Annotated in this window: 12 protein-coding genes and 4 pseudogenes; 6 read left to right on the top strand and 10 right to left on the bottom strand. The window is 69.5% G+C overall.

All coding sequences use genetic code 11. The features are described 5' to 3' along the window. Positions 1-122: 122 nt before the first annotated feature. Complete coding sequence (locus tag IEZ19_RS31780; protein ID WP_229841094.1) at positions 123-1,280, bottom strand: nuclear transport factor 2 family protein; 1,158 nt, start codon at positions 1,278-1,280, stop codon at positions 123-125. A gap of 95 nt (positions 1,281-1,375) precedes the next feature. Here IEZ19_RS31780 and IEZ19_RS31775 point away from each other — a divergent pair, with 95 nt between their 5' ends. Continuing rightward, a complete protein-coding gene (locus tag IEZ19_RS31775; RefSeq protein ID WP_189314762.1) occupies positions 1,376-2,347 on the top strand; it encodes a LysR family transcriptional regulator in 972 nt (323 codons plus the stop codon). Positions 2,348-2,563: 216 nt separating this feature from the next. Here IEZ19_RS31775 and IEZ19_RS31770 read toward each other — a convergent pair whose 3' ends face one another. The 4 genes from IEZ19_RS31770 to IEZ19_RS31755 form a co-directional block, all read right to left on the bottom strand. Then, complete coding sequence (locus tag IEZ19_RS31770) at positions 2,564-2,818, bottom strand: hypothetical protein (protein WP_189314761.1); 255 nt, start codon at positions 2,816-2,818, stop codon at positions 2,564-2,566. A gap of 86 nt (positions 2,819-2,904) precedes the next feature. Continuing rightward, positions 2,905-3,093 (bottom strand): hypothetical protein, encoded by a 189-nt coding sequence (locus IEZ19_RS31765; protein WP_189314760.1) that lies wholly within the window; start codon positions 3,091-3,093, stop codon positions 2,905-2,907. Continuing rightward, on the bottom strand, positions 3,090-3,365 hold the full coding sequence (locus tag IEZ19_RS31760) for a hypothetical protein (protein WP_189314759.1): 276 nt from the start codon (positions 3,363-3,365) through the stop codon (positions 3,090-3,092). The genes IEZ19_RS31765 and IEZ19_RS31760 overlap by 4 nt, the downstream gene beginning before the upstream one ends. Then, a complete protein-coding gene (locus IEZ19_RS31755) occupies positions 3,355-4,866 on the bottom strand; it encodes a glycosyltransferase family protein (RefSeq protein ID WP_373297086.1) in 1,512 nt (503 codons plus the stop codon). The genes IEZ19_RS31760 and IEZ19_RS31755 overlap by 11 nt, the downstream gene beginning before the upstream one ends. An 86-nt stretch (positions 4,867-4,952) precedes the next feature. Between IEZ19_RS31755 and IEZ19_RS31750 the strand changes: the two genes are divergently transcribed. The 3 genes from IEZ19_RS31750 (at position 4,953) to IEZ19_RS31740 (ending at position 8,913) form a co-directional block, all read left to right on the top strand. Further along, the gene (locus IEZ19_RS31750; RefSeq protein ID WP_189314758.1) at positions 4,953-5,390 is read left to right on the top strand and encodes a hypothetical protein; all 438 of its coding nucleotides are present in this window, start codon (positions 4,953-4,955) and stop codon (positions 5,388-5,390) included. A gap of 925 nt (positions 5,391-6,315) precedes the next feature. Next, entirely contained in the window at positions 6,316-7,608 is a 1,293-nt protein-coding gene (locus IEZ19_RS31745; protein WP_189314757.1) for an MFS transporter, read from the top strand. 537 nt (positions 7,609-8,145) lie between these two features. Further along, complete coding sequence (locus IEZ19_RS31740) at positions 8,146-8,913, top strand: polysaccharide deacetylase family protein (RefSeq protein WP_189314756.1); 768 nt, start codon at positions 8,146-8,148, stop codon at positions 8,911-8,913. Between the two features lie 115 nt (positions 8,914-9,028). Here the strand turns inward: IEZ19_RS31740 and IEZ19_RS53730 are convergent, their stop codons facing one another. Then, the gene (locus tag IEZ19_RS53730; RefSeq protein ID WP_373297087.1) at positions 9,029-9,184 is read right to left on the bottom strand and encodes a hypothetical protein; all 156 of its coding nucleotides are present in this window, start codon (positions 9,182-9,184) and stop codon (positions 9,029-9,031) included. Between the two features lie 57 nt (positions 9,185-9,241). After that, a pseudogene (locus IEZ19_RS53725) lies at positions 9,242-10,048 on the bottom strand (IS5 family transposase); the annotation flags it as partial. A 293-nt stretch (positions 10,049-10,341) separates the two neighbouring features. Between IEZ19_RS53725 and IEZ19_RS31725 the strand changes: the two are divergent. After that, on the top strand, positions 10,342-10,932 hold the full coding sequence (locus IEZ19_RS31725; RefSeq protein ID WP_189314755.1) for a hypothetical protein: 591 nt from the start codon (positions 10,342-10,344) through the stop codon (positions 10,930-10,932). Positions 10,933-11,083: 151 nt separating this feature from the next. On the opposite strand, the pseudogene IEZ19_RS31720 reads toward IEZ19_RS31725, so the two are convergent. Beyond that, a pseudogene (locus IEZ19_RS31720) lies at positions 11,084-11,203 on the bottom strand (IS5 family transposase); the annotation flags it as partial. Between the two features lie 348 nt (positions 11,204-11,551). Between IEZ19_RS31720 and IEZ19_RS31715 the strand changes: the two are divergent. Further along, positions 11,552-11,815, top strand: a complete 264-nt coding sequence (locus IEZ19_RS31715; RefSeq protein WP_189314754.1) for a CHAT domain-containing protein — start codon at positions 11,552-11,554, stop codon at positions 11,813-11,815. 127 nt (positions 11,816-11,942) lie between these two features. Here IEZ19_RS31715 and IEZ19_RS31710 read toward each other — a convergent pair. Together IEZ19_RS31710 and IEZ19_RS31705 are read right to left on the bottom strand one after the other, a co-directional pair. Continuing rightward, positions 11,943-12,170, bottom strand: a pseudogene (locus IEZ19_RS31710) (WhiB family transcriptional regulator); the annotation flags it as partial. A gap of 151 nt (positions 12,171-12,321) precedes the next feature. After that, positions 12,322-12,575: pseudogene (locus tag IEZ19_RS31705) on the bottom strand (hypothetical protein); the annotation flags it as partial.

Raw genomic sequence — 12,575 nt, 5'->3', positions numbered from 1 at the left:
GTGCGCCTCTCGGCACACCGCAGCCGGACGACGGCGTCGAGCCCACCGTCTACGGCTGACCAGCGCCTTCGCGACTCGCTGAAGATCGTTCCCCGTTCACGTAGTGGTCGTTCCCCGGCTCCTCAAGGATGTCGGTAATAAGCCTTGTTGGCGATGCGCCAACTGTCATCGACGCGGACCAGCAGGAAGATGTCGGTGAACGTGTCTGCGCCGTGCGAGAGCGTCATGGTTGCGGTCGCGATGGTGCCGTGGACGTCGATGGTGTCGATGCGGCGGGATCGCGTCGGTTCGTCCGGGGCCGGTCGACCGGGGAAGAGAGCGCAGTACTCGTCCAGGGGCCACGAGACGAATGCGCCGTCGCGAAGTCCCTCGATGTGGGCGGTGGGAAGGAACGCGTCGCGGAAGTGGGTGGGGTCGCCGGTGGCGTGTCCGCGGATGTAGGCGCGGAGTGGTTCGAGTACGGCGCCTTCCACGGCCGGCGCCGTGGCGGCAACGGCGATGTCGGCTTCAGAGCCGGCAGGCGTGTCGGCCAGGCCGGCTGCGCTGCGCAGGGGGGTGTTGGACACGGCGGCCAGCAGAGCCATGTCCTTGGTCAGCGCGCCGATGGTGAATTCGGCCGTGGCAGTTCCCTGCTGGTTGGTGAGGAAGGGGCGTTTGCGGGTCACGAGCCCGCCGAGCTGGCCGAGTTCGAGAACGTCCAGTACCTGGGCACGGGGCAGGTCGAGGGCGTCGGCTTGCCGTAGTGCATCGCGCAGCGCGAGGACGGCTCCGGTGAGGCTGTTGTTGGCGATCAGCTTGAGCGCGGCGGCTGTGGCGGCGTCATCGACGTGCCGGACGGTGCCCAGTGCTTCCAGAACGGGCCGCGCTCGGTCGAGCGCATCTTGATCTGCGGAGGCGAGGATCTGCAGAGCGCCGGCGGCAGCGGTCGGCACAGAGCCGAGTACAGGCGCGTGGACGTAGGCCGGGCCGAGTTGCCGGGCCAGGTTCGACGCTTCGGCGGGGGCGATGGTGCTGGTGTTCAGCACGATCGTGTCCGTTCGCAGCGAGTCACGGACGTCGTCGAGGACCTGCTGGCAGGCCGGGCCGTCGAACAGCGCCAGGAGCACGAGGTCGGCGTTCGCCACGGCGTCGTTCGGATCGCCGGTCGTCTTGACGGCGCCTGATGTGCGCCCGGAGCGTGTCCAGCCGACGACGTCCCAGCCCTGGGTGGCCAGTCGTGTCGCGATCGCCTCGCCCATGCGCCCCAGGCCGAGGACGGCGATCGTGTGCGGTGTGGTCATGCGCACCAGAGTGGTGCACCACGAGGACTGCGACAAGCGCAGATTTCGCAGGCCAGCCCTGCGGAACTCGCATACCGGTCGGGCATACTGGCGCCATGGAACTGACGGTGTGGCGGACCTTCGTGACCGTGTGCCGGCTCGGGTCGCTGTCGGCGGCGGCCGCCGAGCTCCATCACACGCAGTCGGCCGTCTCCCGGCAGATCGCCGGGCTGGAACGGCAGCTCGGCGTGCCTCTGGTGGAGCGCCATGCGCGCGGTGTGCGTCCGACGCCTGCCGGCCAGGTGTTCCGGCACCACGCTCTGGCCACGCTCAACGAGGCCGACCGCGCCGTTCGCGCGGCGCGGGAGGCCGGCGACGGGGCGTTCGACCGGCCGCTGGCCGTCGGCGCGACACCCTCTCTTGCCGCAGGGATCGTCCCCGAGGCCATTCGTTCCTTGCTGAAGCAAGCCGGATCCGTCCGGTGGAGCCTCTTCCCCGGCCTGAGTACGCAACTGCACCATCGTGTGCTCGTCGGCGAGCTCGACATCGCCGTCGTGACTGATGCACCGCCAGGACTGCCCCATGACCCGCGGGTCGAACGCCGGTTCCTCGGGCTGGACGACATGGTCGTCGCGCTGCCCGTGGACCATCCACAGGCCGGGCGCGGCCCGGTACACATGCAGACGCTGGCCGACCAGACCTGGGCCGAGGACAACGACGGCTCAGCGGCACTCCTGCGGCAGCACGCCGCCCGCGCCGGGGTCAGCGCCCGCATCGACCTCACCGCGGCCGATCTGCCCGGCAAGCTGGCCCTGGTCGCAACCGGCCATGCCATCGCGCTGATACCCGGGGTGCTGACGCGCGCGCTGCGGCCCGATGTCACCACGGTGAGCCTCGTCGATCCCCCGACCCGCGGCATCCACACGATCACGCCAGGTCGCGGCCCCCACCCCTGCACAGCTCCCCTGCTCGACCAACTTGCGACAGCCTTCGCCTCGGTCCGTCCTGCCCACGCCGCTCACCGGCCGGCCGATACGGACGCCCATCCCGCTGCGCCGGCACTTCGCGACGGCGTCACGGACTCGTAAGCCGGGGCCCTCCGGGATCGGGATGCCGCCGGCTTTCCCAACTGCCGGACGTGGCTTGGCGTTCGGGTGTCTGGGACGTCTGGCGTTGCCCACGGTGTCTGGCGTCGCGGCTGTGGCGCTGTCGGGTCGGGAAGGACGAATGAGCTTCGCCGGCAGGGACGCGACCGCTGCGGCGCCAGGGGTGCGTACGGCCGTGGACTTCCACACCCGCGAGGCCTACCGTCTCCAGGCCGGCACGTTCAGTGCCCGTACGGCCGCGACGACCACCGCGGTGTGCAGGCAGACGAATCCCAGGGCCCCGCTCCACAGCGCGCCCGCCCTGGCCGCGCCGGCGTGCACGACGCGCGCGTGTCCGGCAGCGGCCGCCCGCACCCGCGAGACCCGCGCCCGCCCCGGTGTCGCCAGGACCGGCCCGAACAACCCGCCGACCACCACCGCGCCCCACAACAGCGGGCCGGACGGCGCCAACACACGGTGCGGAAGGCTCAGTACACCGGCCGAGGCGAACACGGGTAAGACAGCCGGCGCCAACCGCACCACACCTGCGACGAGCGCCCTCAGCGCCAGGGCCGCCGCACACCCGCCCGTGGACAGCCCGCAGTCGACGGAAAACGCCCGTTGACCACGCCGGTGGGCAGGACGTGGTCGGCGGCGGAGGCGGCGAACTGCGCCGCGACCAGCCTCCCGTGGGGAAGCCGGTCAGGCACCGCGCCCTGCAGGGCCACCGCCGAGCACACCCACGTCACGTCATCGCGGTCGCCCCAGCCGCCACCGGAAGCCAGCCGGGGTCCGCGAAGCCAAGCCGTACGGCTCCCGACACGATGGAGGACCATCGGGAGACGATCACACCGATGACGAGAACACCCACCGTGCTGGCCGACCAAGCCCGCAGCGGGACGCGCGCAGCCGGGTCGCCGCACCCCTCGGACCGGCTGATCCACCGGGCCACACCGCATCGGGGGCGCGGCGTCACTACGGCGGGGCCGAGCCTCAGTTCCCGCAGATCATCAGGACTCATGCGCCGACGTCCTCGTGACCGCGGGGGACAGGTAGATGAGCAGTCCTTCCTGCCGGACGGACGTCCAGGTGCGGGCGTAGGAGGGCGGAGCGCTCGTGTCGGCGGTCAGGATCGCCACCGGTGTCCGCTGGGCCGTCCGGGTGAGGGCAGCAGCCGTGGTGTTCGCGTTGTGGCCGCCGGTGTCGACGGAGGCGCATCCGGCGTAGAAGGCGACCGGAGGGCCGTTGTCGCCGGTCACCAGGCACGGCGGCCGAACTCCCAGGCGGTGCAGCGCCGCCGCCGTACGCGCCCAGCCCTGGTGCGCGGCGGTGCTCCCCCGCACCGTGTGCTCCAGCACCGCGAACTGGACGGCCAGATGCCCGGCGAGCCCGAGTGCCACCAGCGTCACGGCCGCCGCACGCCAGGCGCGGGGCGCCGCGGTGACCAGGTACACGAGGGCATCCGCGACAGGGATCGCAAGCAACGCGTAGGCCGGGAGCAGGAAGCGGGGAGCGGCGTAGCCGATCATGAAAAGGTACGGAAAGGCGGCCGTGGCGGCGCAGGCCAGCGGCACCAGCGTGCGGGCCGTGCGCCCGGCCCGGGCCGCAATCACCAGCGCGAGCACCGCGAGCACCGGGAGCGCGAACCACCAGGCGAACACCGCCGGATTCGGCATCGCGCCGCCGCACGGACGGCACAGCGTGCGGCCGGCAAGGCTCCGCATCTGGTCATCGACGGCCAGGTTCCAGCCCAAGCCGCCCTGGATCCGGGAGCCGTCGGCCAATCGCTGGACCAGACCGCCATGACTGACGTACGCCTCGACCACCCACTCGCCCACCCCGGCCACCAGCCCCGCCGCGAGCGCGACCAGCAACTGCCAGTGCCACCACCGTCGTACGACCACCAGCGCGGCCAGCAACGGCAGGCACACATAGACCGCGTCCATCGGCCGCATCAGCGCCATCAGCGCCCCGCTCGCCGCCAGCCCCCACACCGGACCGCGCCGCGCCCGGTCCGCCTGGGCCCGCAGGAAGCAGCCGACACCGGCGAGCGCACCGACCGCGACCCAGAAGTTGGGCATGGCCTGCGGGCCGTAGAAGAGCGTCACCCACAGCGACGCGAACAGCGCGCCGCCGAGGGCAAGAACGCGTGAGGAGAACAGGCCGTGCCAGGCGCGAAGGGCAAGAAACAATGCCAACCCGGACAGCAGGGCCAGATAGATCCGCAGCAGCGGAGTGGACGACGACCAGGAAGCGACCGGTGCCACCAGCAGTGGGACGCCGCGGGCCCGTGGCGCGCTGAAGAACGCCGCCGGGGCATGCGCGCTGACCTGGCTGACGTACACCGACTCGTCCCAACCCAGCCCCATGCCGGGCCGGACGAGCGCGAGCTGGGCGAGGGTGAAGGCTCCCGCGACCGCTGCGGTCCCGCCGTCCCGCAGTCGGTGCCACCAGGCGTCGGTGACGGGCGTCGGCCCGCTGCGGGATGTGTGCCCACGTTTCGTGTTCAACGTCCTGGTCATTCACAGCCCTTCACCCCTACAGCGTGTAGGGTAATTTTTGAACCCTACAGCCTGTAGGACAGGGGGCGAGAGCGAGGGATCAGAACATGGTCAAGCTAACCCGCGACTCCCGGACGCGCAGCGCGGAAGTGGACGAGGTCTCGCTCCGCGACGGGCAGATCAGGCTGCTGTGGACCCTGGTCGGCACGGACACCGACAGGGCGGTTCTCCTCCTCATGGCCCGGGGCCGCGGCCACTGCGAGATGCGCCTGCCGGCCGTCCCCACCGGAGATCAATTCCAGATCCGCCTTCGCCTGGAATCCCTGGCCACCGCGCGCACCGCCCACCAGTGGATCTGGGACCTGTACGTCGACCCCCGCACCGGGGAGGAGCCCCTACGGCTGGGCAGGCATCCGGACGGCGCGACCGGCAGGCAAGACATCATCGACGGCCCGTCGCAGCATGCGGCGGGAGCCGTGGTGGAGCCGTACTTCACGATCAAGAAAAATCTGTCCCTCAGATGCACACGCGGGCGGGTCTGTTGACGATCCGCTTCCCGCTGCTGAACGCGTACGAGGCCGACGAGACGGCGCGCGGTGTTCCGGCATGCGAGCGCACACGCGTCGGCAGGGCACGAGGTGCAGATCCTTCACCGTCACCTGCCGCCCGGCTGATCGCCGCCCGAAGGAAATCGTTGGCCGCAAAGTGGTACAACCGGATCCCAGGGTTCCGCAGCAGCGGGGCCGTAATAGTGCACGAAAAGCATCGCTGACCTGCGGCAAGACCTAAACGATCAAGGCTGAGGCGTGTCACTAGGGCCGGGAGAACGCCCTGGTCAGCGCACTGCGCCAGCGGCGATCCGAAGCAGGAATAGGAGACGAAGCAGCGACCGATTGTCCGCTTCTGTCCGCATCTTGAGGCGACGGGTCGGCGAAGGCGGCAAGGATCGGTGCGGAGTAGATCAAGTACTCTGGGGCTCCGCAATCCGGTACCGGTACAAGGGACTTGACGAGTCTAGCGCGCTGACCTGCGGAAACGTCCGCGCCTAGTGACACTGTCCGTCGCCATGCCATCGCACATTCTCGCTGGTCAGCCCTGGGTTTCGTGAACTATGACGGCGCCTCTGCTGCGGAACTCCGGGGATCGACTGCTACGCGGCGACGTCCTCCTCCGGGGCGGAGCACGTGCTCCAGGCGAGGTTCATCTCCTCACGTGCGTTCAGTACGCGGAATTGCGGGACGGTCAGGCTCACCTGACGACGACCCGATTGAAGACCAGCAGCAGCGGGTGTGGCTGACTCGCCGTGCCGTCCGTCGGGCACCCACCAGCGAGTGCGCCGACAAATCGATTGTGGTTCGGCCATGCGATGGATACGGTCCGCACATGTCCGTTCTGCTCTGTGACGTCTAGCTCGGATACCGGCCTCGACACCACCCTCGTATCCTTGAGCTGTTACGGAGCGTAACTTCGGTGGACACCTTTCGTGGTCTCGGCGTGCTCCAGAACCGGGACTTCTCTCTGTTGCTGAGCGGCCAGCTGGTCTCCTCCATAGGCGATCAGGCTCAGTCCATCGCCCTACCGCTGATCGTGCTGGCCCTCACCGGGTCGGCCACCCACGCCGGGTACGTACTCGGCTTGGGCACCCTTTCGTTCCTGGCATTCGGGCTGATCGCCGGGGCGCTCGTCGACCGATGGGATCGCAAGCGCACCATGATCTGGTGCGAGCTCGGCCGGGCCGCTCTCACGGCCGGCGTCACCGTCGAGCTGTGGCTGGACAGGCTCACGATGCCCCAGCTGTACGCGACGGCCGTCCTCTCCGGAATCCTGACCACTCTCTTCCAGGTGGCGAACACCGCCGCGCTGCCCAACGTGGTCGGTCCGCGGCAACTGTCCGCCGCACTCGGCTACTCGCAGTCCGCCGGCAACGCGGTGGGCGTCTTCGGCGCCTCGCTCGCCGGGGCACTCTACGCCCTCGGTCGGACCGTGCCCTTCGCCGTCAACGCCGTCTCCTTCGCACTGTCCGCTGCCTCACTGCGCCTCATGCGCGCCCGGTTTCAGGGGGACGGGCACGCCCAGCGGACGAAAGCCGGGCTCGCCACCGAGATCCGCGACGGGCTCGGCTGGCTCCGGCACCAGCCGGTCATCCGCTTTCTCACCCTGGTATCGGCCGCTGACAAGGTGCGCTACGGCGCGGGTTACCTGCTGATCATCACCCTCGCCCGGCAGCTTGGTGCCTCCTCGCTGTGGATCGGCGTCATCTTCAGCGGTGCGGCGGTCGGCGCATTGGCGGGGGCGCTGGTCTCGGAAAGGGCCACACGCCGCTTCCCGCTCGGACGGATCGCCGTGGTGATGCTGTGGTTGGAGGCACTGATGTTCCCGCTGTACGCGCTCGCCCCCAATCCGATACTGCTGGCCGCGGTCGCGGCCGCCGAGTCGCTGGTGGCTCCGGTGTACATGGTGGCCATGACTACTCACCAGCTGGCCATTACCCCCGACGAGTTGCGGGGCCGCACGACGAGTGCGGTCTCGACGCTCACCACGGGAGCTTTGTCGGTCGGCACGCTCTCAGGCGGTGTGCTGATCACTGCACTTGGCGCCAAGCCTCTGGTCTGGCTCTGCGGGGCATGGCTACTCGCCTTGGCCTTCCTCACCACGGCCAACCGGGCTGTGCGGCAGGCACCCCTGACAGGCGCGATGCAGCACACCGCCCTTCCACCGACCACTCAGTCTGATCCGGCCACCCACGCCAACAACCCGACCTGACCACCTCGGCCGTGGGACTGGTGGGCTCCGCCGGGGCGGGCTGTAGTCGGTTCGGTGTCCCGCGGTCCTACTGCCTCATGTGACGCGAGTCAGGAGCAGTGGAGCATCGAGCGGACGCCGCCGTCGGCCGGGGCGGGACGGCTGGCGGCGGAGCATCCGGCCGCGCAGGTCGGCCCGCACCTGGCCGCCGCCCCGACCGAGGGAAGGGCGAGGACGACGGCGGGCGACCTGTGCAAACCGGCAGAGCCGGGTCTCGCGGTCCGTCGCAGCATTGGGCGCTGCAACTTTGCTTGCCGGCATTTGGGGCGACCAGAAGCCTCACCTCCCGTCGGTGGCACCCGACGGACCGCGAGGGCGAGGTAAGAGGAATACTTGAATATCGTCAGGCTGTGGACCGTGGTGCCGCCGGGTCTGCGCTGCAGCTTGCGCTCCTCTTACCTCTCCCGTTGTTTGCCGGCGCGCGCGGGTCCGGACGACCGACCAGACTGGAATTGGCCAGGTCGCTGGAAGGCGCGGCCGCGACGGCGAGGTATCACGATGACTGCCAGGCCGAGTCGGCACCGTACGGCGGCGGCTCTTTGCGCCACCGTCCTGTCGGTCGCCGTATCCGCACTCGGTACGACGACGGCAGCAGCCGCAGCGCAGCACCCACCCTTCACGCGCCCTGTGCACCCCCACACCGTCGACTGCCGGGCCGTCAAATGTGTGGCCCTCACCTTCGACGACGGCCCGACCCGGTACACGGCCGCCCTCCTCACCACCCTGGAACACAGCCACGCCCTCGCGACGTTCTTCCTGATCGGACCACACGCGCTCCAGCACCGGGCGGACGTGCTGAGGGAGTACCGGGACGGCGACGCGATCGGCGACCACACAGTCACCCATCCCCACCTCACCCTCCTGACCCTGCCCCGGGTCCACCACCAGATCGAGGCCGCGGCGCAGCAGATCGCCTCGGTCACGGGCCACAGGCCGGTGCTCTTCCGGCCGCCCTTCGGGGCGTGGAACGCCCGTGTGCGGAAGGCGGCGGGCACCGCGGGGATGGCGGTGGTGATGTGGAACGTCAACCCCCGGGACTGGAAGCACCACGACCCGGCCTTCATCGACCGGGCAGTCCTCGCCCGGGTGCGGCCGGGCGCAATCGTCGATCTGCACGACCGCTACGCGACGACCCCACCGGCCGTGCCCCGTCTGATCGACGTGCTCAGGGCTCGCGGATACAAGCTCGTCACCGTTCCCCAGCTCTTCGCCACCAGCGGCGGCCTTCGCAGCGGCGTGGTGTACCACCACGGTCCGGGCCCGTGACTCGTCGTCCGCTACAGCGACCTGACAGGGCCTGGGGCTGGCACAGGGCCTGTTGGGAAGGTCAGAGCACCGCCTACGGCCGTAGACCACGGCCGGAGGGAAGTCTTTCTGCCCCCTACTGCGGTCGCATAAGGTCAAGGTCCTCGCTCCATGCGTCCAGCACCTCGCCGTACCCGGCCTGTCGGGCCGCCGCCTCGACGAGGGCGAAAAGGTGCCGCTGCAGGGATACGTCGCCTGTTGCCGAGATGCGGTCCACGGCACGGAGCTGCACGTCGGTGTCCCAGCCCGGCAGTGGGTGTCGGGCGAGTTCCCACTCCAGGTACTTGTTGTAGGGGCGGGGGCGATGGTCGAGAGCGAAGAGCAGCTCCAGCAGGCGGTTGATCCCGCATTCGACCGCGTGACGCTCGCGGTAGTCGGTCTTGCCGAATTTCGGCGGCCGACCGCCCCGGGAGCCGCGTTTCTGTCGGTTGCGGACTCGGTCCGCGGGAACCGGAATGGTCGCCTTGATCCCGCGTCTGCGCAGGTAGGCCCGGTTGCGGCGGGAGCCGTGCGCCTTGTCGGCCCGGACCCGGTCCGGGCGCCTGCGGGGGCGCCCGCGTCCTAGCCGGGCCCCCGGATCACCTCCAGGACCGCCTCGAACTGCGGGGAATCGCCCCGTTGGCTGGCCGTGATCAGCACCGACAGAGGTTTCTGCCCTGCTCGACGGCGAGGTGGATCTTGGTGGTCAGTCCGCCTCGGGAGCGTCCGAGCCCGTGGCCGGCCGGCTCAACAGCGACGCCGCCGGGCAGCTCATTTGGGAGGTCCCCCTTTTCGCCGCACCGGCCGCGGGCCGGTGGGCCCGGCAAACGGTTGAGTCGACGCTCACGTCTCAGGTGATCAGGCCCTTCGCGCCCGCCTCGGCCTGGAAGTGGGTGACGATCCGCGCCCCGGAGCCGTCCCGCTGCCAACGGCGGAAGAGGTCGTAGACCCGGTCCCACGGGCCGTACCGCTCGGGCACATCACACCAGGGGGCACCGGTCCGGGTCCGCCACCGTATGCCCTCTATCAGCTGCCGCCGCATCCACACCGGCGGACGGCCCGGCTTGATGCCCTTCGGTAACAGCCGCTCCAGCCTGGCCCACTGGCCGTTCGTCAGATCACCCCCCCCAGGACGTGATCATCCACGACCGAGATCCACTTTCGCAACAGACCCTAGGGGCGTATCAGTTCAGATCTTCATCGGGGCTGCGGAGCTCGGCACATGCCCTGGGAGTACGCGTCGCGCGAGGTGCAGATGTTTCATCGATATGCGATGAGTGCCGCGTTTTCACCCGGCTGGACTCGCCGTGTCACACCTTGAACATGTCCGAAATGACGGCTATGCGGGCTGTCGTTACGTTCATCGCAGGTCGGTTTCCCTGCCGACGCCTCGAGAGGGAGAGATGTGACATGCCCACACGCACCTTTGCTGTTGCCGCTGCCGGAGTAGGCGCGGCGGTCCTTGCAGCCACCGCTATCGCCTACACCTCGACCGCCGGAGCCGCCCCGGCGTCCCCGACTGTCCACCAGGCAGCTCGGCCTGCCCACAAGGCAGCCCCGCCTGCCCACCAAGCAGCCCCGCCTGCCCACCGGGCAGCCCCGCCCGTCCAACGAGCCGCCCCTGCCGCGGCTCCCGCGGGCAGCGGCAGCGCAAGCGGAGAGAAGACCGAGGGTCGCGACCGTGAGGGTGGCGGACGAGGCCAAGGCCACGAGGACGCGGGGAGGATCTACTTCAACGAGCGTGAGTACTCCGCCACCGCTGATGGCTGCATCACTGCAGCCAGCGGACTGGGCTCCAGCAGCTTCAGTATTTTCAATGACAGCCGGAAGACTGTCGAGGTCTACCGCGGCTTCACCTGTGACAACGGCGCTCCGGTCGCCACCGTGGGTCCCCACGGCGACACCAATGGCGTGGTGACCCGTACCGTCCACGGGGGCGTGTTCGGTGACGATGGCGTCGTGGGCAGCTTCCGGGTGATCGGCGACCACGACGAGTGGTGACAGCGCCGCCCGGAGCGCAGGAAAGTTCCTGGCTCGCTGGAATCGGGCCGACGTTCCCGGCTTCGTGGATGTACGCGGACCCGCGGAGGGCACCTGCCGACGGGCGGGCTGCGGCAGATGCCCCCTGACGGGCGCTCAGGCCGTTTCTTCTCGGGCGGCCGCCCCGGCTGCCCTTCTTCTTGCGGTTGACGGCCTGGCCCTTCTTCTCCGGGATGACCGCCTTGATGTGGCGCTTGCGCAGGTAGGCGCGGTTGGCGCGGGACGAGTAGGCCTAATGGGAAGCGAAGGTCGGCACGAGTTGGCCTTAAGGGCGCGAGCCGAGCCTTCGAGTATGCCCGGGCCTGAGAGTCTTGTTGACAAGACGAGGCCGGCTCGCGCCCAGCAACGGGCTCCAGGTGTTCAGGACGGGACACAGTTCACTGCATGAGGGCATCCCGACGGTCGCGTTGGTACAGGTAACTTCACCAGTGACGCTTCAATCCCGGCACGTCCCCGGAGAGAGCCGCGTCAACTACAACCCGACCAGTGCACAGATTGCAGTTGATGGGTGGCCCAGGGGGGAGCCGGGGCCAGGGCATGCGGTCTGTCATCCACGTGGCCTTCGCCGTATCACTGGCGCTTGGCCGGCTCCGCTCTGGCCGACGAGGTGATCCACCTGGGCTCCGCCTTCCACACGGCGGGCTTCCGCCACGTCATCGGCACCCTGTGGCGCGTCACCGACGGCACGGCCACGGAAACAGCACGCCTGTTCTACGACAACCTGCCCCCCGACCTGGACGCGGACCAGGCAGCACAGGCCTTACACACGACAGCGGTCGAACTACGGACCCGCTACCCACAATTCCCAGCCAGATGGGCCGGCTACGTCCACATCGGCCCGTAGACCCTGGCCGCTCCCGCACCGCCGAGGCCCCCATCGCCCTCGGCGACCTCGACGCCGCCCGCAGCCACCCTGAACGGCGACGTCGACCCTCATGACCGGCTGGTGCCCGCTGCCCACGGTGGAAGACCCTCATTCCCGATCGGGCGCAGCGGCTGCTGGTCTTCACCCCGGCACCTGGTTCGGTGCCGCCCCAGATTCCTTCCACGGAATCGGCCTCGATGGCCCACTGCAGGCACTGCCGCAGCACGGGGCACCGACGGCACACGGCCTTCGCCTCGTCCGTCTGGATCGGCGTCGGACCGCTGCCGCTGTTTCCCACGGGAAAGAACAGGTCCGGGTCTTCGCCCCAGCAGATCGCCCTGCCACGCCGGCCAACGGAAGCCTCCTCGCCGTAGGGAACGCTTCACGCCTCTCGTAGCTGAGACCGATGGGCGGCCCATATGTGACATGGGCGAACACCGACCGAGGCCTGCGCCAAGCGTTCCTGACGACACGGCCGCGCCGGTTCAGCCCAGTGTTCCGAGGATCACGGTCACGCACACTCCCATGGCAACGGTGATCAGGACCATCGCGATCAGTGTTCCTCGCAGCCATCGCCTGAAGCCGATACGGTGCTGCTCCTCCGCCGCGCGGATGCTGTCGGCGATGTGCTCGGTCACCAGGCGGGCGACATGTTTCTGCTCCGCGACGTACCAGCGCCCGATGTCCGTCTTCTGCTGCTCGGTCAGCCCCGGCGAGCGTGCGGTGAAATCCGCCACGC

Origin of the sequence: Streptomyces brasiliensis, assembly GCF_014647875.1 — a bacterium.
In the GTDB taxonomy this organism is placed as follows: Bacteria; Actinomycetota; Actinomycetes; order Streptomycetales; family Streptomycetaceae; genus Streptomyces; species Streptomyces brasiliensis.
This window is presented reverse-complemented; position numbering and strand designations above follow the sequence as displayed.

Bases quoted from the DNA above. Each gene is read 5' to 3' on its own strand.
- IEZ19_RS31725 (WP_189314755.1), top strand. From the start codon at position 10,342: ATGCCCACACGCACCTTTGCTGTTGCCGCTGCCGGAGTAGGCGCGGCG.
- IEZ19_RS31755 (WP_373297086.1), bottom strand. From the start codon at position 4,866: ATGACCAGGACGTTGAACACGAAACGTGGGCACACATCCCGCAGCGGG.
- IEZ19_RS31775 (WP_189314762.1), top strand. From the start codon at position 1,376: ATGGAACTGACGGTGTGGCGGACCTTCGTGACCGTGTGCCGGCTCGGG.
- IEZ19_RS31760 (WP_189314759.1), bottom strand. From the start codon at position 3,365: ATGAGTCCTGATGATCTGCGGGAACTGAGGCTCGGCCCCGCCGTAGTG.
- IEZ19_RS31740 (WP_189314756.1), top strand. From the start codon at position 8,146: ATGACTGCCAGGCCGAGTCGGCACCGTACGGCGGCGGCTCTTTGCGCC.
- IEZ19_RS31780 (WP_229841094.1), bottom strand. From the start codon at position 1,280: ATGACCACACCGCACACGATCGCCGTCCTCGGCCTGGGGCGCATGGGC.
- IEZ19_RS31750 (WP_189314758.1), top strand. From the start codon at position 4,953: ATGGTCAAGCTAACCCGCGACTCCCGGACGCGCAGCGCGGAAGTGGAC.